Raw genomic sequence first — 23,779 nt, 5'->3', positions numbered from 1 at the left:
AGACTTAACCGAGTATTAAATTATTTTTTAAATAAGTCGTATTTTAATCCAAATGTAACGCGTGCTTGGTAATATTCCATTTGCATCGTTCTTTCGCTACTACCTTGATAATAACGTAAAGGTTGGTTGGTGATGTTGTTTACATCGACGTAAAAACTTAATTGCTTGGTGATGTTTGCGCGAGCATTAAAATCTAAAAAGAACTGCTCGTCGTAATAACGATCTTCGAAAGCACGTCCGCCAATTTCATCGATATAGGCATCAGAATAATTTCCGGATATACGTAGACTAAAATATTTACTGCTATAACCTAAAGAGGCGTTAAACATGTTTGGTGCTGTTTGGGGAAGATCTAAATCGTCTCGTTCTTCTCCGTCTTCATTTCTAATTCCAGAAGCATCAGATTTAAGGTACGTATAGTTTAAATAAATATTTAAATTCTGAAGGAAACCAGGTAGGAAATCTAACTTTCGTTGGTAAGCTGCTTCAAATCCGAAAAGGTTAGACTCATCACCGTTAAAGGGTTGATATACTTCAAAACCATTTTCATCTTCGTATTGGAACGTGTAAATAAAATCGTGTATGTTTTTATAAAACACGCCTCCAGAAACTAAACCAACATTAGTAAAATAATGTTCTGCCATAAGGTCGAAGTTCATAGATGTTGTAGGTCCTAAATCTGGGTTTCCTAAACTAATTTCGTCGTCCTCGTTGTTAATTTCTCTAGAAGGCACGATATCTTCATAGTTAGGTCTAGCAAGTGTGTTAGTCCAAGCAAAACGTAATACGGTATGATCTGTTACATCGTATTTTAAATGTAAACTTGGTAAAATATTTGTGTAGTCGTTTTTACTAGTCACCGGCGAGAGTCCTAGATAATCGCCTTCTTCATCAAAACTAATTTCATTACCGAGCGCATCTGCCATAGTGTGTTCTAAACGTATACCAAAAAGGAAACTAAAATTATCTGTAATGTTTTGATCGGTCATGACATAAGCTGCATAAACATTTTCTTTAACCTTGAAGTTTCCTGTAGCATATTCTTCAGGTTTGTCTTCTGCTTCGAAAAGCGCACTGTTATAAAGGTCTAAATTTCCTAAAAATTCTGGCGTTGCAAAATATCCGATTTGGTATTGACTTCCTGGATTAAAGCCGCCCTCAGAATAATCTCTAGTTGGAATGTCTCCAAGATACTCTAGATCATTATTTTCTGGAGAATATTCCATATAGTCGTTGTCTTGTTGCTTTTCTTTAATTCTTGTTTTTGCTCCAAATTTTAATGTTCCATTCTCTTTATCGAAAAGATGAAGAGGAACTTCAAAATTCACTAAAACATTAAAGTCTGTTTCGTCTGTATATTGATTTTCTTCATATAACTCATCGAATTCGAAAAGCTTAAAATTGGCATCGGCAGTACTCTGTGGTGCGTAATACGGACTGTTGGTGTTGTTATTAAAATTAATACCGTATTCACTCTCGTGAACTAAATAACGCTCGTTTAAGCGCTCTTCAGAAGCTTTAGAGTAAGATGCCATCCAATCGACTTGTAAGTTGTTTATTAAGTGATCTCCGCTTAAACTATAATTTTGCATGCGCTGGTCTTCTAAACGTGTGTTTTTAGAACGGTTATTATCGATTCCTCCTTTAACTTCTCGTTTAGCAGATACCGGAAATGCCGTTAAATTGTTGTTAGAATCTATACTAAAATCGCCAATTCCGATGTCTTCACCATCTAAAATTTCTTGTTCTAAGACATATCTGTTTTCGCGATCATCTCTCCAGTTGTAAATAGATTTAAAGTAAAGTGTGTTGTTGTCGTTTAATTTATAATCGAAGTTGGCTGAGAAACTACGACGAATACGCTGAATTTGGTATTCTCTAATCTCGGATACATTAGCATACGGATTTACGTCTACTTCTTGCATAATAGGATCTCCTTCGCTGTCTTCTACGCCTGTATTATATTCGAACTCATCATCCCATTCGGCTTCAACATTATCAGAACCAAACTCCGAATCGTTATAAGAGGCGGCAACAACCCATCCAAATTTGTTGTTGTTGCTACGGTCGCCCACTAAAAACGATCCGTTTAAAATACGTTTATCATTTATTAAGTTAATACCAGAACCACCTGTCGCCGATAAACGAAAGCCTTGAGGCGATGTTCTAGTAATTAAATTTACAGAACCACCAATAGCATCTGCATCCATATCTGGGGTAACTGCCTTATTAACCTCGACCGTTTGAATCATGTCTGACGGAATAAGATCCATTTGCACATTTCTGTTATCGGCTTCGGCAGAAGGTATACGGCTTCCGTTTAGGGTTACAGAGTTTAACTGAGGCGATAAACCACGAACAATTATATCTCTCGCTTCACCTTGATCCATTTGCATGGTTATACCAGGAATACGCTTTATGGCATCACCAATATTTGCATCTGGAAATTTACCGATTTGGTCTGTAGATACAATGTTGGTAATGTTTTTCTTGTTTTTCTGAGTATTAAGCGCTCGTGCCTGAGATCCGAAACCAAAAGAAACCACTTTAACTTCATCTAACTCTGTCGTTTGTTCCTCTAGAGTTGCTTCTAAATTTGTAGTTTGTGTAGGGGTTACAGTAATTTGCTGTTGGTACTCGGAATACCCTAAATATTTAATGATTAATGTATACGTTCCGGCTTCAACATTTACTAATGTAAATTTACCGTTGAAGTCTGATATAGCTCCTTTATTAAGTTCTTCAAGTAATACGGAAGCACCAGGAACGGTAATATTATTCTCATCCAGAATGAGTCCTTGTACTTGTCCGGTTTGTGCTAATGTGCTAAAAGTTGTTACTATAAGCAGCATTAAGGTAATCCAGTTTTTCATAATTATTTGTTAAGTTAATTTTTTAGCAAAGTTAGATTGAGAGCTTGGTTTTTATCTAAAGTAACCGTTAACAAAACATGATAAACACTGCATACTGGCTTATATTCTAAGGCAACATTAACACTGTAATTACAAGTTGATAATATTTTAGAAACATTAAATTATAGATCTAAGAGAAAGGTTTGAAGATCTTCTTTAGAGTCTATTCGAAGTTTTTTTCGGACTCTGTAGCGTGCAATGCGTACGCTATCAGGCGTAATACGAAGGATTGATGCAATGTCTTTCGAAGAGAGATTAAGTTTAAGAAGCATACATAATCGTAATTCGGAAGGGGTTAATTCCTTTGTTACTTCATTTTTTAGACTTTGAAAGAAATGTGGATTAATTTGTTCGAAATAACTAATGAATTCTGTCCACTCCTGTTCTTGAGACAGATCTAAATTTATCTCTTTTATTAGGGCTTCGAGCTTAGATTTAATTAAAACCGTGTTTCTGTCTTTTATATTTATCAAGGTTCGAGATATATCCGAGATCATTTTATTTTTGTGAGACAAATGCAAACTATAATTTGTGAGTGCCGAAATTTTAATATCTATCTCTCTTTGCAAATTAGCTTCTTCTTGTATCTTTTTTTCGAGATTAGCTTGTAATAATTCATTCTTGTAATGCTGAATTTTGGATTGCTGTTTTTTCCGTTTTCTGAAATATAGAAACCATCCTAATAAAAGTAGTATAAGAAAAGCGCAAGACAGTAAAATAATATTTTGCCTAATGGTATCGACCTCATGTTGTGTATTCAATAGTTTAACTTGAGCCTCGCGTTCTTCAACTTCATAAAGGATTTGTAAAGAGCTTACTAATTCTGCGTTCTGGCTTTCAATCTGCTTTTCATTTAGATCTTTATACTTGAGCATATAATCGAAAGCTATTTTGTAATCACCTAAATCGGCATAGTTTAAAGCCAGATCTTTAAGCGCAGACTCTTCCTGATGCGTGTTTTTAGATGTCTTTGACTTTTCAAGTGCTAGTAATGAGTACGGAAGAGCTTCATTAGGTTTCATCATTTTTCTATGGGCATCTCCAATATTATTTAGAATATTTATCTTAATATAAGACGGAATGCTTTTAGAGTAAGTTTTCGCTTTTAGAAAATAGTTTAGTGCATTTTCAAACTGTCCAAGGTCTTCATAAATACTCCCTATGTTTTCGTATGTAATAGCTAAACCTGTACTGTCGGTAAGTGTTTTAAAAATGGATAAACTTTCTTCCTGATTTTTTAGAGCTAAATTGTAATTGGATTCTTTTTCGGCTACACTACCTAATAGCCCGTAACATATTGCTTTTCCTTTTTTAAAATCAATTTGTTCTGCAATAGCTAAGCTTTTAGTTAGATAGGAAGTTGCATTTTTATATTGCTTTAATGACAGGTATATGCTGCTCATTTTATTTCCAATATAAATAGCAGTTGTATCTGCTTGGTTATGTTTTTCTAAAGCATCATGATAATGTTTTATAGCTTCGTTTTCAATCCCTAAATGCTCATAGAAATTAGCCAATTGAATATGTGAAGAAATTAGCGCTTCACGATTCTCATCATACTCCGCTTTATCCAATAGTTCGTTTAATTCAGTAAAAACGGAATCGATGTTGCGACGAGAATTATTCGGGGATTCTTGTGCGCTTATTTCTGTGTTGAAGAAAACAAAGGCAAAAACGTATAAAAAATGAATCGGGTTACAGAAGGTAATCCTAATAAATTTAGGGCTGGTCTTAAATGAAATCATGACCAAAATTAAAAAATGTAATGTTACTTGAATATTACGTTATCCTTATGTTTTCTTGAAAAGGTGGAGTATAGTTTCGTTTTTCTAGATGCTTTTAATCTCTGTTAGCCTTCTCATGTATAATAAAAAAAAAGCGAGGATTATACCTCGCTTTTTTACTGTAAATTATATGCTGTTAAAAGAAGAACTCTTACTTTTTAGGATGAACTAATTTCATTTCCTTAATTAAGCGTTCTGCTCCAGCGTATTTGTCGATTATAAATAATACGTAACGTACATCGACCATGATGTTTCTACAAATTTCAGGATCGTAATTCATATCACTCATAGTTCCTTCCCAAACGCGGTCAAAATTTAATCCGACTAAGTTGCCTTCGGCATCAATGGCAGGGCTTCCAGAGTTTCCACCTGTAGTATGGTTTGTTCCTAAGAAACACACAGGAAGTTTTCCGTTCGCATCTGCGTAGCGTCCGTAGTCTTTAGAAGTATATAAATCTTGAAGTTTTTGTGGCACATCAAACTCATAATCCCCTGGAATATATTTCTCCATAACACCATCTAAATAAGATACTGGGTTGTAATATACCGCATCTCTAGGGGTGTAACCGCGTACTTGACCGTAAGTAACACGAAGTGTACTATTTGCATCTGGGTAATAACGCTCGTTAGGAACAACTTGCATAAGCGCCTTCATATATTGCGTTTCTAAAGCATTGATCGCTGTGTTTTTTTCTTGAAAATCAGGCTCAATAGTTGTGTAGAAATCGATTATAAATGGTTTGGCATAAGCATAAGCTGCATCATTGTTTAGTTTTTCAAGGACTTCTGTGCTCGAACCTTCAAGTAAAGACATGGCACTGTCAAGATTTGTAAATGCTGTTTTTTGGTAAATAGAGGCATCTACATTTTGTGTGTAAAAAGGCAGTATAGCTTCAAAAACACCTTGGTCTACTTCTGCATTGAAATTTTTAAGTGTGCTTTTAATTTTACTTTGCATAGATTCTCTGGCCGCGTTAAAAGCGTCGTCTCCTTTAAATGAAGCATTTTCCATTTGGGTTAGTCCAAACATCATAGACATAAGCTCGTTTGTTCTAACAAATATTTCAACAAAATTGCTTCGTTTTATATCTACAGGAGCAAACGCTTTATATTGTGTTTCCAGTTCGGGAAGTATATTTCCAAACTCGTTTTCTAATTTTTGTTTTTTCAAGGCTTCGGTAAAGACCGCTTCTTCAGCTTTCTTTTTTGCAATGGCATTACTCTTTTTAATACCTGTATTTTCACCAATCCATTTTTTCCAATAATTTGCAATTCGGGCTTGTTTAGAAGCGTATTGAATACGAATTTCATCGCTTTCTTGCATTTTTTTATCAATCACTTTTAATGCAGCTTCACGAATAGCAATGTTACTCGGGTTTAATTGCTCTGTGATTTCTTTAATAGCAACGGCAGGTAAATATTCCTCGGTAGTTCCAGGGAAACCAAAAACTAGAGTGAAATCACCTTCACTAATTCCGTCTAAAGATACTGGTAAAAAGTGTTTTGGCTTATAAGGTTTATTGTCTTTAGAATATGCGGCTGGACGATTGTTTTTATCGGCGTAAATTCTGAAAAGTGAAAAATCTCCGGTGTGTCTTGGCCAAACCCAGTTGTCTGTATCCGAACCAAATTTACCAATACTTGTTGGAGGTGCACCAACTAAACGAATATCATCAAAACGTTCTGTTACAAATAGGAAGTATTGATTTCCTTTATAAAATGATTTTATTTTCGTGTTTTGCCAATCTTCTTTTTTTGTAGCCGATTGAATTCTGTTACTATTTCCATCGGTTTTAGATTGTTTTTCTCTTTCGGTCATACCTTCTGTAACACCTTCTAAAACTTGAGCAGTAACATCTTCAATACGTACAATAAATTCTACATAAAGACCATTATTAGGTAATTCGTCTTCAAAATCTTTTGCCCAAAATCCATCTTTCAAATAGTCGTTGTCTAGCGAAGAATGCGACTGAATTTGGCTATAACCACAATGGTGATTCGTTAAAAGTAAACCGCGTTTAGAGATGACTTCACTGGTACAGCCACCGTTAAAATGACCGATGGCATCTTTTAAGCTAGATTGGTTAACATCGTAAATATCTTTGGCAGAAAGTTTGCTTCCCAAAGATTCCATGTCGTCTTCATTCATGCCTTGAAGGAGTGAAGGAATCCACATGCCACCTTGCTGTGCACTGACCTGAATGGTAATAAAAAGAACTAAAATCTTTATTAATTTCATGAGTTTGTTTTTAATTCCTGCAAAGATAAAAAAGGCTTGAATAAATCGGAGTTTTTATAAAAGTAAATAGAGCTTAGGAAATTCTTTTTTATGGGCTATAATTTGTTTAATATGCAGTTCATCGGGTATTTTATGTAATTCCACTGATTTTTAGTACTTTTGTTATCCCAAATTGATTTATTATGGTAAAACAACTACTATTAACCTTTGCGTTTTCTCTGTTTTTAATTTCTGCTTTAAATGCGCAAGAAATTGAATACAAAAACAACGCTTACGAAGTAAAAGGGTCGTCTATACTATTAAATGGTTATGATGTAACCGAAAGTATAACCTTAGACGATCAGCGTGCAATTTTCGAAGCATATGCTGTTAAAGCAGAAGAGTTTAGAATAGAAAAAAGAAGAATAAGAATTCAAAATAAAGCAATAGCTAAAGCCTACCGCAAAGAATTAAGGGCCGAAGAAAAAGCAGAACGTACGTCTAACAATCAAAAGAGATTTGTGATTTTTTAATGCAAGAACAATTACATATAGCGCTTATTCAAACCGATTTGATTTGGGAGGAACCTAAGGCAAATCGTGAAAATATACAGGCTCGTATAGATTCTATTTCTGATACTGTTGATGTTATCGTACTTCCAGAAATGTTTACTACAGGCTTTACTATGAATGCCACAAAACATGCAGAAACGCTTTCAGGTGCATCTGTAACTTGGATGTCTCAACTCGCAGCCGCAAAGCAAGCAGCGATTATGGGAAGTCTTATTATTTCTGAAGGTGGCAAGTATTACAATCAATTAGTTTTTGCTTATCCTAATGGCGATTTAAAAACGTACAAAAAACGACATACTTTTACTTTAGCCGGAGAAGATAAGATATATACTGCCGGTACAGAACGCTCAATTATAGACTACAAAGGCTGGTCGCTTTGTCCGTTAGTTTGTTACGATTTACGTTTTCCAGTTTGGGCACGTTATAATAATGATTACGATGTGTTGTTCTATGTCGCCAATTGGCCAAAACCACGTATAAATGCTTGGGATGCATTATTGCAGGCGAGAGCTATTGAAAACATGTGTTATTGCGTAGGTGTAAACCGTGTGGGGACAGACGCAAAAGGGCATGAATATTCAGGACATTCAGCGGTTTATAATACACTGGGAGAAACGGTTTCTGAGTTTGTAGAAAACGAAGTTGGGTTCCGTATCGTTGTTTTAACAAAAGAACATATTATAAATACCAGACAAAAATTCAAATTTTTAAATGATAGGGATGCTTTTAGTTTAGAATAAATTCGTATTCCGAATCAAAACCTGAACGCACTTCAATCTCATCCGGATAATAACTTACACGTTCGGGTTGTATCTTCTTAAGATAGCTACCTGTATCGTATTTTTTATTCTCATTTGCATCGAAAATTACTCTTATAAAATACTTCCCGCTAGTTAAGTACTTAAAATCTATAGGCTTGGCTTCTGTGCTATATTCCTCGTATTTTACTTCACCTTTCGCAGTTGTTAATTGCACTATTATAGGATATACCGCATTTCTAGGAAGTACTCTTACATTAGGATAATCGTCGTAACCCTTCGTTTGAAATATAAATTGTAAGGTATCGTTTTTATTGTTGTAGAAGTCTGTTATCGCTTCAGGTAAAAATTGTAAACGGTATTTTGAGTTTTCTTTCTTGTCGAACACAAAACTAATGTTATTATTAAGTGTGTCCATTTTAGTCGTGTAAGGCACGACTACAGAATCTTTATCTATAAATGAAATGAAAGATTTGTTTAAAGATTTAAATGGTGTTGAGGCTGTTAAAATAAAATCCTGGTTAAAATTAATAGGCCCATTTGGAGCTCCTGAAACTGTTAATGAATCTTGATATTTATCTGTTATCTTAACATTAAATGTATCGATCACCGTATTTTTATAAGCGACTTTAAAAAGTAAAGAATCGGTTTCAAGTTTCGGACGATACCAATACATTAAGGAGTCCGATTTTTTATCCTTTGTTATGGCTTGCTCAAAATCTGTAGGCGTTTCAGTTAAGATATCAATAGACATGTTTTCATAATCACCTTCATATCCAAATGCCACCTTTCCTTTCGAAACTAATCGGGGCTTGAATGATTTAAAATCTAATTCTTCATTAAATAATTTTAAAACGTAAGTCGTGTCTTTAGGTACGGTAATAAACTCTTTTAAAAATGCAATTTTATCTGATTTCTGCTGAAATTTAAAATCTTGATTTTCATCCTTCATCGCAGTTAAAAGATAGGTCCCTGCTTTAATATTCTCCAATACAAACGATGTTATACTGTCTAAGGTATTCGTGATATATTTAGGTTTCTTTTTATAAATAATCGAGTCGGTATATGTCGAGTCTACCTCATATAAAGCTACCGTAACAAAATTATCTGGATCTTTTAAAGTGGCGTCCAATATTACTCCAGGAACGGTTAAAGAATCGATATAACTACCTGTGGAGAATACATATTTATAATATGGAAAAGGATTGCCTTCGTTATTATCTACAATACTGCTACCGAAATTTATGGCATAGGTTGTATTAGGTGCAAGGGTATCGTGAATTACAATGGTTAAGTATTTACTTGCAGTTCCTAAAGGTGTAATTTCAGGTTGCGTGTCCATTGGAGGCGAAATAATAAGCTGTTTACTTAAATCCTTGGTTTTAATGTATTCATTAAAATAGATTCTAATTTCCTTAGCGCTAAAATTCGTTGTGTAATTTTCCGGTACCGATTTTGTAATAATAGGTGCCGTTTCATCCTTAGGTCCTCCAGAAGGGGTTCCTCTATTGGCGCAATTTGCGATACATAGACATAGGACACTTATGAACAAGAAATTTGAAAGCGTTTTACTCATTATTCAATTGGAATTTACGCAAAGAAACAATTTATTTAGCAGTAACCGAAAACAGTTTAGGCAATTGCCATAACCGCAATGGATATTTTAACATTTTTGGCAGAAAGCAGTAAGTTTACACAAGCTTCCATAGTCGATCCGGTGGTAATTATATCGTCTACAATTAAAATATGCTTACCGTTTATTTTTTCCAAATTCTGAATACTAAATATTGTGTTCGAATCGTTCCATCGGCTTAATCGGTTTTTTGACACTTGGGAGTTTGTTTTCGTAATTTTTATTAGAACATCGTCGATATAACTGGCCTGTAAAGCTTCTGCCAGTTGTATTCCGAATTTAGACACCTGATTATAGCCTCGTTTTTTAAGTTTTGCTTTATGTAGCGGTACAGGAATAACGACATCTACAGTTTTATAAGCATCTAAGGCCTGTAAGTCGCCACCCAACCAATCTCCAAGAAAGATGCCAATAGGTTCCTGACCTTTATATTTTAACTGATGAATAAGTTTTTGGGTAATGCCTTTCTTTTCGAATCGCAATAGCGCTGTAGCATTTTCAATTTTAACTCTTCCGTAAAATATTTTTTCTACACTGTTGTCATTATTAAAATGAAACTGGGTAATAGGTAAGTTATGTCTGCAATCTGTACATAGCGTTTCCTCACCATCAGCTAAAACATTCATACAACTGTAGCACACTTTTGGAAAGAAAATATTGAATATTGCTCCAAACATAAGACCCAAAAGCATTAAATTACAAAATTTTACAATACTTTAAATAAAAGTTACGTTTAGTTTTCCCGCGTTTTATATTTTTGTAGCATGGCAAATCAAGATGATCAATTTAAGAAGGTAATTTCTCATGCTAAGGAATACGGTTATGTGTTTCAGAGTAGTGAAATTTACGACGGTTTAAGTGCAGTATATGATTACGCACAAAACGGTGTGGAGTTAAAGAAAAATATACGCGACTATTGGTGGAAAGCTATGGTGCAAATGCATGAAAATATTGTAGGCCTAGATGCTGCAATTTTTATGCATCCAACCACATGGAAAGCTTCAGGCCATGTCGATGCCTTTAACGATCCATTAATAGATAATAAAGACTCTAAAAAGCGTTATAGAGCAGATGTTTTAATCGAAGACTACTGCGCGAAAATAGAAGCGAAAATAGATAAAGAAGTTGCTAAAGCGGCAAAGCGTTTTGGTGAAAGTTTTGATAAAGCAGAATTTGTTAGCACTAACGCACGTGTTGTTGGATACCAAGAGAAAATCGACAGTATTTTGGCACGAATGGGTAAATCTTTAGAGAATGAAGATTTAGTAGACGTTAAAGCGCTTATCGAAGAATTAGAAATTGCAGATCCTTTAACAGGGTCTAGAAACTGGACAGAAGTAAAGCAATTTAATTTAATGTTCGGAACAAAAATAGGAGCGTCTGCAGACACGGCGATGGATCTTTATTTACGTCCAGAAACAGCGCAAGGTATTTTTGTAAATTTCTTAAACGTTCAGAAAAGTGGACGAATGAAGATTCCTTTCGGAATTGCTCAAACAGGAAAAGCATTTAGAAATGAAATCGTTGCAAGACAGTTTATTTTCCGTATGCGTGAATTTGAACAAATGGAATTACAATTTTTTGTAAAGCCAGGAACTCAAAAAGAATGGTATGAGCAGTGGAAACAAACACGTTTAAAATGGCATTTATCTCTAGGAATGGGTGAAGAAAATTACCGTTTCCACGATCACGATAAATTAGCACATTATGCAGATGCTGCGGCAGATATCGAGTTTAAATTCCCATTCGGATTCAAAGAATTAGAAGGAATTCATTCACGTACAGATTTCGATTTAAGTCAGCACGAAAAGCATTCAGGTAAGAAATTACAATATTTCGATCATGAAGAAAATAAGAGCTATGTGCCTTACGTTGTAGAGACTTCAATCGGGTTAGACCGTATGTTCTTAGCTGTATTCTCAAACTCGTTAGTAGAGGAGGAGCTAGAAAATAATACAACTAGAACCGTCTTAAAATTACCAGCAGTTTTAGCTCCGGTAAAAGCAGCAGTTTTACCCTTAGTTAAAAAAGATGGCTTACCAGAAGTTGCTAGAAAAATTGTTGAAGAGTTAAAATGGGATTTCAACGTTGCATACGACGAGAAAGATGCTGTTGGAAGACGTTACCGTAGACAAGATGCAAACGGAACACCATTCTGTATTACTGTAGATCACGATACGTTAGAAGATAACATGGTAACCATTCGTCACAGAGATACTATGGAGCAAACTCGTGTTAAGATTGAAGATCTTCGTGATATTATAAAGAAAGCAGTAGATGTTAGATCTTGGTTAATGAAGATGTAAGATTACAATACATTGAACTCTTTTCAAGATTATAGTTTTTAAAATTTAAAATAAGGTTTTCTGATACTGAAACATCCTTATTAAGATAGCTGTAAGATTTTAAAGACACCGATTTATAAAACCAAATCCTCAAGTATATCTTGGGGATTTTTTTTAGCACTTAAATCTAACGGAGAAGTGGTCTTACGTCTAGTTTAGAAATATGCTTTTAATTGTACACTCCCCGTGTGAATGCTATTACTAGTTTCTGTTTTTCTTCCAAAATAAGATAAATTTAAATCTAAGAATTTGGTAATTTTTTTCTGAACTAAAACGGTCCAAGTAAAGTTTTTTCCAGGCTGTAAACCTTCTAGCATTTGGTAAGCTACAGGTGTATTTGCATTCCCTGCATAGCTATTCGAAAAGTAATTAATTTCGGCACTAATAGCCGATTTCTGAACATTAGAAACAGAAAGTGAAGTCCCATACTTTTGTTGTTCCAATGTTTCAAAACTACCAATTGTATTTTCTTTATTTGTGAATTGATAGAAGACATCAAACCGTGTATTTTCATTCAATAAATAGGTCAGTTTTGGATTAAACTGAGTTTCATCAATATTGTAATTTTTACTCACATAGTTTTCGCTAATACTTTCGGTATTACTAGAGCTACTTAAAAGGGTAACCAACCAGCTTTCTGCAAATTTATGATTGAAATTTAACTGATGACTTTCTACATTATTTTCAATAAACCCAATGGTTAAAATATTTCTCGCCTTATTTCTTAGAAACGTATAAGAGGTGGTGTACAGTTGCTTACCGCGATTAAAAAACAATACATTTCTAATATTTAACTGTAAACCGAGTTGGTTGTCTTCCTCTTCTTTAAAGGGATTAATTTGAAAAGTATTACCGTCCCGTTTCGATTTTCTATCGATTAAATAAGCGGTCTGATTATAAAAATGAGATAAGAACGACCTAGAACTAGACTCTGAATTTACCCACTGTTGCGGGTTTAAAGTCAGCGTTTGGCTTAATCTATTTTGATGTGTTTTTATGTATACCTGATTTGGTAATAATACACGAATATATTTTCCTTCATCCTGAAATTGTGCAATTTCAAATTCCTCTAATTCCTGAATCCCATTGCCATTGTAATCTATCCAAGTGTAGCCTCCTTGTCCAGGTTCAACTTCTACATACGTGAATTCTTGCTGAGGTAGTGTTCCAGAATTGGTTTCAAAAATAGTATTCCATTGTACCATTTGTTTAAAGAAACTCTGGTTATAAATGAGTCGCGAATTTAACGATCTTTCAACATCCTCAAATACATTCTCTAACGTTCTGTAGTTCACATAAAGCGATAAATTGGTGTTTGTGTTTTGTATAAGTCTAGAGTCTAAATAATAGGTTTTAGACGTGTTAACGTGTTGTAATTCGTTGTTTTTAATGCTGTCGTTTACACGATATTTAAAACCTACTTCGGCAAAAATATTAGTACTATCTCCAATTCCAGTAAAGACTTCGTAGCTCTTAAATTTCTGACTTAGCGGAAGGTAACTTTCTGTGATTTTTTCTTTTTGCTGATTGTTTTCAATGGCGAATTTTGCGCCAACCCAAGGTTTTCCAAAACTATAAGTAGCTGTGTTCGACGAGCGTAAAAATGTTGAGGTATTGCTGTCCGATTTTGAATCTAAATAACTAGAATTTGTGAAAAATTGAAACTTATCTAACTGAAGAAATCCACTAGCAACATGCCGGTTTCCATTAAAATTATTGCGATAACTTAAATGCTCGAATTGATAGTTTAAAAACACCATTTCGGGTAATTGAAGTTGCAAACCACTAACCAATAATTTCTGATTTCCAAACGTGTTTTCAATGTTCCAATCACGATTAAATTCGGTATTATAAAGCACTTCAATAGTTCTGAAATTCTCTTCGATATAATCGAAATCTGCAAATGCATCAAGTTTCCAAAGTTTATCTTGGTCGATTATGTTTTGATTGATTTTTAACTTTCCTGCAAATCCATCATTATTAGCATCATCTAAATCGGAGAACAGGTTTAAATCGTTTTTACTTCCTGCACCTTCAAAATAAATATCCGTTTTTTTAGAAGGTTTATAGGTCCCATTAACTACCGCAATTTGTAATTTTGTTGGTGCCACAAGTCGAGTAACAGGAGCATAATTTCCTTGAGGGACACCATTTTGGGGCGCAATATATTCGTAAATATTATTAATAGCATTAATATCGCTTAAAATATAATGGCCTTGATTATCGCCAACTAAACTGAATTTCACACTAAAAAGCTCGTCCTCCGCATTATTAGAAAACACAAAGATTTCTTGAGAATTAAATATGTCCTTTTTATATAAAATACGATTTTCGTTATAGGTTTCCGGCGTTGCAGAAGGGGAAATCATTTTAGAAGCATCGTCTCCTGCATTAGCCAAAATTTCTACTTGATCGGTCGATAAATTTTGCTGAATAGGGCTGTTTTTTGAATCGTTTTCAGAATATACAGAAGCTCCAATGCTAAATTTTTCGCTTTTATGCCGACCACCACCGTAACCGATTATTCTAGAGTAATTACGTTCGCTATATTGAAAATCGATTGTAATTCGCATTTCGGAAGTTACCGGAAACGTCGCGTTAAAAATAAGCTCCCCAGCGTTATAGTCGATAATGTAATCGTTGGTTTCACCGCGCTCTAAAGTTATTCCGTTTACATAAACGGTCTCGCTGCCAGAAACAATTAATACAAAGAGTTCGTTGTTGGGGCCTTTTAGTTTATAGGGGCCCTGATTTCCCTCTTGAGCAGTAAACTGACTCCGGGTAAATTGGCCACGTACAACAGCTCCTGCAGCAAATACATCAGTTCTAGAATGTTCATGATCGAAGGTTGCATTTAAAGAAAGCCCTTGCACGCGCTTACTAAAATTCGCAAAAAACGTTTTTGTATTTTGTAAATCAACATCTCCAGCGCGGATATTCCAAGTATCGCTAAAAATTTCGATAAAAACTTGGTCAAATTCATCTAAACGTTGCGAGTATCCGCTTTCTTGTAATGGAATATTAGCATCTTGAATCGAAGCTCTCAACGAAATTTTATCATTCAGTTTACCTGTAATTTGTAAGTCAAGTTCACTATTTAAAACCGAATTTTGATTGTTACCAACGGTGACGCCCCGAGAAATACTTCCAGAGGTAGATAAGCCATCGAAAGGAATATATTTTTTTGTATTGGTAGATTGTGAGAGTTTATATAATTTCTGCTGATTGTTAATATCGGAAAGAATAATACTTTCGTCTAGTTGTTTGTATGTTCTCGTTAAAAAATCAGGAAATTTTAAATAAGATATTCGAATGGAATCCGCCTCAATAGGTTTTTTAAAAATCAATAGTGCTTTTGGGAAGTCTATAGTGTAAAAACTGCTGTCTATATCTTTACCTGCCAATGTTTTTAACGTAAACCAACTGGGATTAATACTTACACTATCTATAACAATACTGTCTGTTACAGCAACCTTTTTTGTTTTATAATTCGTGTTTAGCTCTTGCGAATACGTGCAAAGGCTAAAACAAAAACAGATTAAGGCGATTATAAATTTCATGCAGTGTTTAAACAGGGTAACGTTTAAAGTATTTCACTCACTAAGAGAGAATTAATGGTTTAGGCATTGGATTAAAAGATCTCAGAAATTAGCTTAGAAATCTATTAAATATTAATGTGTTAAAAGGTCACTAAATTAATAGTGTAAAAGTAACGTATTATTTAATTTAGCTGAAATTCTATAAAAAATAAGCGTAACGAATTTAATAAACGCAAAAAGCGTCTAATTATTGATACAAACGCGTAATAAAACAGTAAAATGAAGATAATTTCTTACAATGTAAATGGTATTCGTGCCGCCTTAAAAAAAGGATTTATAGATTGGTTAAAAAGTGCAGATCCAGATGTTATTTGTTTGCAGGAAATTAAAGCCAATGAAGACCAATTAGATTTAGATGTTTTTACAGAAGCTGGTTATCTATATAATTACTGGTTTAGCGCACAAAAGAAAGGATATAGCGGTGTTGCCGTTTTATGTAAAATAAAACCTAACCATGTAGAATTTGGCACAGGAATTGAGTCTATGGATTTCGAAGGACGAAATATTCGTGCCGATTTCGACGATGTTTCTGTAATGAGTTTATACTTGCCCTCTGGAACAAACATGGCGCGTTTAGAGCATAAATTTGAATATATGGCCATGTTTCAGGACTATATCACCAAATTAAAGCAGGAAATCCCAAATTTAATTATTTGTGGCGATTATAATATTTGTCACGAAGCCATAGATATTCACGATCCGGTAAGAAATAAAAAAGTATCTGGATTTTTACCTGTAGAGCGTGAGTGGATTGGAACGTTTATGGATAGCGGGTTTATAGATTCGTTTAGACATTTTAATAAAGAGCCAGATCATTACAGTTGGTGGAGTTACCGTGCGAATGCGAGAAATAATAACAAAGGTTGGCGTATCGATTATTGTTTGGTAGCAAATCCTTTGGAGGACAGATTGAAACGTGCCGTTATTTTACCAGAAGCGAAGCACAGCGATCACTGTCCAATTTTAGTAGAAATAGAATAATTAATTTAACCTTGAATCGATATCTTATGAATTTTAAATTGTTTTTATCAGCATTATCAATAGTTGTTGTGACATCATCTTGTGTGGCACCCAAAGTTTATAAAGATTTAGAAACGAGGCATGAAGCTTTAAAGAACGAAAATCAATCCTTGATGGATGAAAATTCGGAATTATCTGCGGCTAAAACGCAATTAGAAAATGATTTGAGTGCGTTGCAAAAGAATTATGACGATACTGTTGTTAGACGGGACCGTATTCAAAGTGAATATGATGCTTTAAAAGCAAATAATGATCATTTGCAAAATTCTTACGATGCTTTAGAAAAAAATAGTTCTGCTGCGATTGCTAAAAATGTGCAACAAAATAGAGAATTATTGGCTCAATTAGAAGCAAAAGAACAAGCCTTAGCGGCAGAGAATACACGATTAGAAGAATTAAAATCGGAGTTACAATCTCGATCTGCGCGTGTAGCAGAATTAGAACGTGTTATTACGCAGAAAGATGCCAGTATGAGAGCCTTAAAAGATGCTATTTCTAGAGCCTTAACAGATTTTGAAGGAAAAGGATTAACGGTAGAGCAGCGTGATGGAAAAGTTTATATTTCTATGGAGAATAAACTGTTGTTTAATTCTGGAAGTTGGGCTGTAGGTACAGAAGGTAGAAGAGCTGTAAATCAGTTAGGAAATGTCTTATCTTTAAACCCGGATATTGCCGTGCTTATTGAAGGACATACAGATGATGTGCCTTATAAAGGAAGTGGTCAATTATCTGGAAATTGGGACCTGTCTACAAAACGAGCTACTGCAATCGTAAATATTTTGAGAGAAAATAATGAGATAAATCCAGAAAGCTTAACTGCAGCTGGTCGTGGAGAGTTTGCTCCAATAGCCTCAAATTCAACTCCAGAAGGACGTGCGAAAAATAGAAGAATTGAAGTTATCTTAACACCTAAGTTAGATGAGATATCTAAACTTTTAAACGATATTTAAGATCGTTTAAAGTCCGTTTTTTTAAAAGTAAACGCTAAATGCACCACGTAATTTATATTAATTATAAGGACATTTAGCGTTTATTTTTTTCTTCTTGGTTGAAATTAATTTTAACTTAGTAGCTTAAGTTAATTTCACATTTTAGAGAGTATGAAGCATGTTTTTTGGGTTTTCTGTTTGGTCATTCTTTCGGCCTGTAATTCTAAAACCAAACAATCAGATTATGTTGCGGTAGAAGATTTTAAATTACAACATAGAGATGGTTTTGTTGGAGATTCCCAATGTATGGAATGTCATAAAGGGGTGTATGAAGATTGGACAGGATCTGACCATGATTTAGCCATGCAAATTGCGAATGATTCTACTATTCTAGGTGATTTTAACGATTTAAAAACCATTATCGATGGCGTGTCTTATCATTTTACAAAAGCAGATGATAAGTTTATGGTTCACATTAAAGAAATTGATGGGAGTGAAGTGGACTATGAAATTGGGTATGCGTTTGGGGTAAAACCACTTCAACAATATTTAATTGATTTTGATCGCGGAAGAAAGCAAGTACTTCGTGTCACTTGGGATACCGAGAAAAAGGTGTGGTTTCACCAATATGGTGGCGATGAAATTGATCCGCATGACTGGTTGCACTGGACCGAAACAGCTCAGAACTGGAATACCATGTGTGCCGAATGTCACTCCACTAACTTAGAAAAAGATTACGATGTAGAGACCGATACGTATAATACCACATATTCTATAATTAATGTGAGTTGCGAAAGTTGTCATGGACCTGCCGAACGCCATGTGTATTGGGCAGAGAATGTTCAGGATAGCACGCATACAGAAAACACATATATTATACCTGGTAATTCTCAGTTTAGTCAGATGAATATGTGTGCGCCTTGTCATGCCAGACGTTCGCGATTAACCGAAAAAATGATTCCTGGTACTCACTTTGAAGATCAATATTTACTTTCAAATATATCTAACGATTTGTATCATGGTGATGGACAAATTGAAGATGAAGATTATGTGTATGGTTCATTTCTTCAAAGTAAAATGTATCACGAAGGTGTAAAGTGTTCAGATTGTCACGATCCACATACTTTAAAAATTAAATTTCCTGGGAATGCAGCTTGTATTCAATGTCATGGTACAGAATACGATCAACCGAGTCATCACTTTCACGAGAGAGAAACAGATGGTTCGCAGTGTGTAAATTGTCACATGACTGGTGCTGTTTATATGGGGAACGATTTTAGACGAGATCATAGTTTTAGAGTGCCAAGACCAGACCAAAGCGTCGAGTATGGTACTCCAAATGCATGTACGCAATGTCATCAAGATAAATCAGATGAATGGGCTGCAGATCAAGTAGTCGATTGGTATGGCCCTGATCGTCCAGATCATTATTCAGATCAATTATTAATCAGTAATAAATCGACTATAAGTGTTCAAGAACGTAAAGGTTTAGATGCGTTTATTAATAATTTAGATTACCCTGCGATTGCAAGGTCTACAGTAATTGCCGGTTTAGAAATAAGTAGCCAAGAACATGTAGAAGCATTAATTAAAAGTTTAGACGATCCGTCTCCTATGGTTCGATTTAACGCGCTTCAGAAATTCAGAAATATGAATCCTCAAGATCGTATTGCTATTGCTCAAAAACACTTGAACGATACAACACGATTAGTTAGAATTGGAGCTGTGCAATTATTAACAGGAGTGGATGCACAAGCATTAGCTACTATAAATCAATCCGAATTTAGTAAAGCTAGACATGAGTTGGAAACGATGATGTTTACCAATGCGGATTTTGCTTCAGGAAGACTTCAGTTAGGAGATTATTATCTTCAGAATAACGATATAGATAATGCTATAACAAACTACAGATTAGCTTTAAAGAAGGATAGTTTGTTAATACCTGTATATTCTAATTTAGCGACGTCTTACAGTTTAAAAGGGAATGCTGCTTCAGCATTAAACACCTTAAATATTTGGCTGAGAAAAGAACCTACTGCCGGACGTGCCTATTATTTACGAGCACTTTTAAATTTCGAATTAAAAGAAAATGACTTAGCTGTTTCCGATTTAAAACAAGCTATAAAATTAGATCCACAGGATACACGCTCTATGTATAATTTAGCGACTTTCTATTTTCAAAATAAGAAGTTTTCTGATGCTGAGCAGTATATTTTAAGAGCATTAAAAATATACCCAAGTGATCAGGATTATCAATATTTACTGGCTTTAGTTTATCAAGGTCAGGGTAAAATGGAGGACAGTAATCGTATAATGCAATCTATACAGGCTAGTCAAAACAACATATAACGCGAAGATTCAAAATGAAATATACAACATTACCACATTCAGATATTAAAGTGAGTAAACTCTGTTTGGGAACTATGACTTGGGGAAATCAGAATACTCAAGAAGAAGGATTTCAGCAAATGAATTTTGCTGTAGAACAAGGCATAAATTTCTTTGATACTGCCGAATTGTATCCTGTTCCTGCACAAGAAGCTACATATGCCGAAACCGAACGTATTATCGGGAAATGGTTAAAGCAAACAGGAAAGCGAGAAGATATTATTTTAGGGTCTAAAATCGCTGGAACAGGTGATTATACTGCACATATAAGAACAAATGGGTTTGCGCCAGAAGCGATCGAAAGTGCTATCGATAATAGTTTAAAACGCTTGCAAACAGATTATATAGATTTATTTCAATTGCATTGGCCAGAACGTGAATCTAATTTTTTTGGAACACGTGATTATAAGCACAATCCTGACGATGCTTGGGAAGATAATTTTAATGAAGTTTTAAGTAGTTTAGATAAAGCGATTCAGGCTGGTAAAATTCGTAACATAGGTATATCTAATGAAAAGGCATGGGGAGCTATGCGCTTTTTGGAAGAAGCTAAATATAACGACAAGCCTAGAATGAGAACCATTCAGAATTCGTATTCGCTAATTAATAGAGGGTTTGAAAATGATTTAGCAGAAATAGCTATGCGCGAAGGGTTAGGGCTTTTAGCGTATTCGCCAATGGCATTTGGAGTGTTGTCTGGGAAGTATGTTGAAGGTCTTGCTGACGAAAGTTCTAGACTAAATTTATTTCCACGATTTTCACGTTATAGTAGTGTAAACTGCACTAAAGCAGTAACGCAATACTTGCAAATCGCAAAAGACCATGGATTAAGCTTAGCACAAATGTCTTTAGCGTTTGTCACGCAACAGCCATTTGTAACGAGTAATATAATTGGTGCATCGAAAATGGAGCAATTAAAAGAAAATATAGGTAGTATTCATGTGGATTTAAGTGAGGAAATTATAACTGAAATTAATAAAGTGCATGAAGATATTCCTAATCCAGCAACATAATTCTTAAGTTTAAATATGTTTAAAATTTAGAAAGGGTTGAAAATCACACAAAAAAGAGGCTCTAAAACACAGGAATTTGAATTGATTAATGATACTGAATTATTAATTAAGGAAAAAAGTTTTTTAAACTCGAAAGAGTGGACGGTGGATATAGAATCTATTGGCCATCATAAAGTTATAGAAACCCATTCTAGAAATGGTCTACGAATTGTTGGTAGTGTTTTTATGTTAATTGCAATAATAAGTTGGGTTGCTTTTTTTGTTGAAGAGAATCTAAATGGAGAAGTTGACATGTTAATTTGGAGTGGTTTATTTTTTATAGCATTAGGAATAACGTGTTTTAAGGCACCACTTAATAATTTGCTAATTTTAAATGGAGGCTATTCTAATTTAAAGTTTTTTTTGGATTCGCCTTCTAGAGAAGAGGTCGAGGCTTTTGTAAATAAATTAATAGCAGTATCTAAAGATAAGTTGCGAGAAAAATATTCAAGAATTGATTCGGATCTTCCTGAAGATACGTTTATGAATCAGTTAAATTGGTTGCTTAATGCTAAATTAATCAATGAAATGGAATACGACGAGAAGAAAAGAGAATACAAGATTTCTAAATTAATGAAATAAGTTTTTAGTTTAGTTCTTATATTACTGCATAAAAAAAGCCTTACTTGAAAAAGTAAGGCTTTTCTATTAGTTGATTTGATTACCATCTTTATCAAAAAAGTGGTATTCTAGATATGTGTAAGCATCTCTGGGCATAATTTTCACCCATGTTTTGTGTTCAATAAACCATTTTGAACGTACTGATGGGAAGCCTGTTTTTAAGAAGGCTGCTATAAAAGGATGTGTGTTTAAAACGATCTTTTTATAGTCTTTTTTTAATAGTCGCTCAAGTTCTTGCGTTATTTTTTGTACCAATATTATTGGTGCTTCAACTTCTTCGCCTTGTACACCGTTCGGGTTATCTTCACGGGTTTTTATGTTCATTTCTGGGCGAACACGCTGTCTTGTAATTTGTATCAATCCAAATTTACTTGGAGGTAATATTTTGTGTTTCGCTCTATCATCCTTCATTTCATCACGAAGGTAATTGTAGAGTGTCTTTCTGTTTTCAGCATTGGTCATGTCAATAAAGTCGACAACTATAATACCTCCCATGTCGCGTAGACGAAGCTGCCTCGCTATCTCTTGGGCGGCTATCATATTAACCTCTAATGCTGTGTCTTCTTGAGAATTGGCTTTGTTAGAGCGGTTACCGCTGTTAACATCTACAACATGAAGGGCTTCGGTATGTTCTACTACCAAATAGGCACCTTTTGCCATAGAAACCGTTTTTCCAAACGACGTTTTAATTTGTCTTTCTACTCCAAATTTTTCAAAAATAGGAACATTAGACTGATACAATTTGACTATTGATTCTTTGTTAGGTGCAATGAGTTGCACATAGTCTTTAATTTGGTGATAAAGTTCTTCATCATCAACCTGTATGCTTGTAAAAGTATCATTAAAAATATCTCGTAAAATAGACGAGGCCTTGTTTAATTCTCCTAAAACTTTACTAGGATGATGTGCTTTGTTAAGTTTCTTACACATTGCAGTCCAACGACCAAGCAAATTTTGTAAGTCTTTATCCAATTCGGCAACTTTTTTGCCTTCTGCTACTGTACGAACAATAATCCCAAAACCTGGAGGCGTAATGCTTTTAACCAGACGTTTTAGGCGGTCCTTTTCTGCTTTGTCTTCAATTTTTTGAGAAATTGAAATACGATCGGAAAAAGGAACAAGAACAATATATCTACCTGCAATAGAAAGCTCTGAGCTTATTCTAGGGCCTTTAGTAGAAATAGGTTCTTTTACAATTTGTACGAGTAGGGATTGATTCGATTTTAAAGCGTCGATAACGCTTCCATTCTTATCAATCTCTTTTTCAAATGGGAAATCTTTTAAAAAGAAATCCTTTAGTTTACCTGTGCTTACACTCTTTGTGAATTTTAAAAGGGAAGGTAGTTTAGGACCTAAATCATGATAATGTAAAAAGGCATCTTTTTCGTAGCCTACATTTACAAAAGCAGCATTTAGCCCAGGAACAGTTTTTCTGATTTTGGCGATAAACACGTCGCCAACAGAGAAGTTGTTACCCCCTTCGTCTTTATGTAATTCAATAAGTTTTCCATCTTTTAATAAGGCAAAATCAACATGTTGGGGACTAGATCTTACGATCAATTCTTTATCCATTTCGTTAATTTTTATCCATACTATTAAGCTAAAATTTAAAAGCTAAAAGTAGTTAAGTTTTAAAATAAAACTTAACTACTTAAAACCTATAAGTAATAACCAAACTGTACAGATGGATTATACATTATTTTTTCACAGGATTTAATCTGTGGAGTTTTCTTTTTTTGCGAAAGGTATATCGCCAGAAAACTCATGTCAAAGAACAATTTGATAAAAACCAAAAAAGTAGTTATAAAACTACTTTTTGGGATTATTTTTTCTTTTTGTGACGATTAGCACGAGCACGTTTCTTACGCTTATGCGTCGCTACCTTATGTCTTTTACGTTTCTTACCACTTGGCATAGATCTGTCTTTTTTTAGGTTAATATTTAGTTT

At 34.4% G+C, this 23,779-nt stretch carries 15 protein-coding genes; 8 read left to right on the top strand and 7 right to left on the bottom strand.

The window, feature by feature from the left end; genetic code table 11:
- Positions 1-20: 20 nt before the first annotated feature.
- The 3 genes from ACFFVB_RS01605 to ACFFVB_RS01595 all read right to left on the bottom strand — a co-directional run bounded on the left by ACFFVB_RS01605 (position 21) and on the right by ACFFVB_RS01595 (position 6,935).
- Positions 21-2,873, bottom strand: coding sequence for a TonB-dependent receptor (locus ACFFVB_RS01605; RefSeq protein WP_382380486.1), 2,853 nt, complete (start codon positions 2,871-2,873; stop codon positions 21-23).
- Positions 2,874-3,034: 161 nt separating this feature from the next.
- Positions 3,035-4,657: a tetratricopeptide repeat protein gene (locus tag ACFFVB_RS01600; RefSeq protein ID WP_382380484.1), complete on the bottom strand. Its 1,623-nt coding sequence runs from the start codon at positions 4,655-4,657 to the stop codon at positions 3,035-3,037.
- 190 nt (positions 4,658-4,847) lie between these two features.
- On the bottom strand, positions 4,848-6,935 hold the full coding sequence (locus ACFFVB_RS01595; RefSeq protein ID WP_382380482.1) for a S46 family peptidase: 2,088 nt from the start codon (positions 6,933-6,935) through the stop codon (positions 4,848-4,850).
- Between the two features lie 182 nt (positions 6,936-7,117).
- Between ACFFVB_RS01595 and ACFFVB_RS01590 the strand changes: the two genes are divergently transcribed.
- A complete protein-coding gene (locus ACFFVB_RS01590; protein WP_382380480.1) occupies positions 7,118-7,447 on the top strand; it encodes a hypothetical protein in 330 nt (109 codons plus the stop codon).
- Positions 7,447-8,226, top strand: coding sequence for an amidohydrolase (locus tag ACFFVB_RS01585; RefSeq protein ID WP_382380478.1), 780 nt, complete (start codon positions 7,447-7,449; stop codon positions 8,224-8,226). Before ACFFVB_RS01590 ends, ACFFVB_RS01585 begins: the two co-directional genes overlap by 1 nt.
- Here ACFFVB_RS01585 and ACFFVB_RS01580 read toward each other — a convergent pair.
- Both ACFFVB_RS01580 and ACFFVB_RS01575 read right to left on the bottom strand, forming a co-directional pair.
- The gene (locus ACFFVB_RS01580) at positions 8,213-9,820 is read right to left on the bottom strand and encodes an Ig-like domain-containing domain (protein ID WP_382380476.1); all 1,608 of its coding nucleotides are present in this window, start codon (positions 9,818-9,820) and stop codon (positions 8,213-8,215) included. The genes ACFFVB_RS01585 and ACFFVB_RS01580 overlap by 14 nt on opposite strands.
- Positions 9,821-9,876: 56 nt before the next feature.
- A complete protein-coding gene (locus ACFFVB_RS01575) occupies positions 9,877-10,554 on the bottom strand; it encodes a ComF family protein (RefSeq protein ID WP_382380474.1) in 678 nt (225 codons plus the stop codon).
- Between the two features lie 87 nt (positions 10,555-10,641).
- Here ACFFVB_RS01575 and ACFFVB_RS01570 point away from each other — a divergent pair, with 87 nt between their 5' ends.
- Entirely contained in the window at positions 10,642-12,183 is a 1,542-nt protein-coding gene (locus tag ACFFVB_RS01570; RefSeq protein ID WP_382380472.1) for a glycine--tRNA ligase, read from the top strand.
- Between the two features lie 194 nt (positions 12,184-12,377).
- On the opposite strand, the gene ACFFVB_RS01565 is transcribed toward ACFFVB_RS01570, so the two are convergent.
- Positions 12,378-15,782, bottom strand: coding sequence for a DUF8818 domain-containing protein (locus ACFFVB_RS01565; RefSeq protein WP_382380470.1), 3,405 nt, complete (start codon positions 15,780-15,782; stop codon positions 12,378-12,380).
- Positions 15,783-16,040: 258 nt separating this feature from the next.
- Between ACFFVB_RS01565 and ACFFVB_RS01560 the strand changes: the two genes are divergently transcribed.
- The 5 genes from ACFFVB_RS01560 (at position 16,041) to ACFFVB_RS01540 (ending at position 21,792) form a co-directional block, all read left to right on the top strand.
- Positions 16,041-16,802 (top strand): exodeoxyribonuclease III, encoded by a 762-nt coding sequence (locus ACFFVB_RS01560; RefSeq protein ID WP_382380469.1) that lies wholly within the window; start codon positions 16,041-16,043, stop codon positions 16,800-16,802.
- Positions 16,803-16,828: 26 nt separating this feature from the next.
- Positions 16,829-17,791: an OmpA/MotB family protein gene (locus tag ACFFVB_RS01555; protein WP_382380467.1), complete on the top strand. Its 963-nt coding sequence runs from the start codon at positions 16,829-16,831 to the stop codon at positions 17,789-17,791.
- Between the two features lie 150 nt (positions 17,792-17,941).
- Complete coding sequence (locus ACFFVB_RS01550) at positions 17,942-20,119, top strand: tetratricopeptide repeat protein (protein WP_382380465.1); 2,178 nt, start codon at positions 17,942-17,944, stop codon at positions 20,117-20,119.
- Between the two features lie 14 nt (positions 20,120-20,133).
- Positions 20,134-21,171, top strand: coding sequence for an aldo/keto reductase (locus ACFFVB_RS01545; protein ID WP_382380463.1), 1,038 nt, complete (start codon positions 20,134-20,136; stop codon positions 21,169-21,171).
- A gap of 36 nt (positions 21,172-21,207) precedes the next feature.
- Positions 21,208-21,792 carry a hypothetical protein gene (locus ACFFVB_RS01540; protein WP_382380461.1) on the top strand — a complete coding sequence of 195 codons (585 nt, stop codon included), beginning with the start codon at positions 21,208-21,210 and terminating at the stop codon, positions 21,790-21,792.
- A 66-nt stretch (positions 21,793-21,858) separates the two neighbouring features.
- Here ACFFVB_RS01540 and ACFFVB_RS01535 read toward each other — a convergent pair whose 3' ends face one another.
- Positions 21,859-23,403: an Rne/Rng family ribonuclease gene (locus ACFFVB_RS01535; RefSeq protein ID WP_382380459.1), complete on the bottom strand. Its 1,545-nt coding sequence runs from the start codon at positions 23,401-23,403 to the stop codon at positions 21,859-21,861.
- Between the last annotated feature and the right edge of the window lie 376 nt (positions 23,404-23,779).

It is taken from the genome of Formosa undariae, assembly GCF_042427615.1.
In the GTDB taxonomy this organism is placed as follows: Bacteria; Bacteroidota; Bacteroidia; order Flavobacteriales; family Flavobacteriaceae; genus Formosa; species Formosa undariae.
Note: the sequence above shows the minus strand (reverse complement) of the source record. Positions and strands in the feature narration are given on the sequence as shown.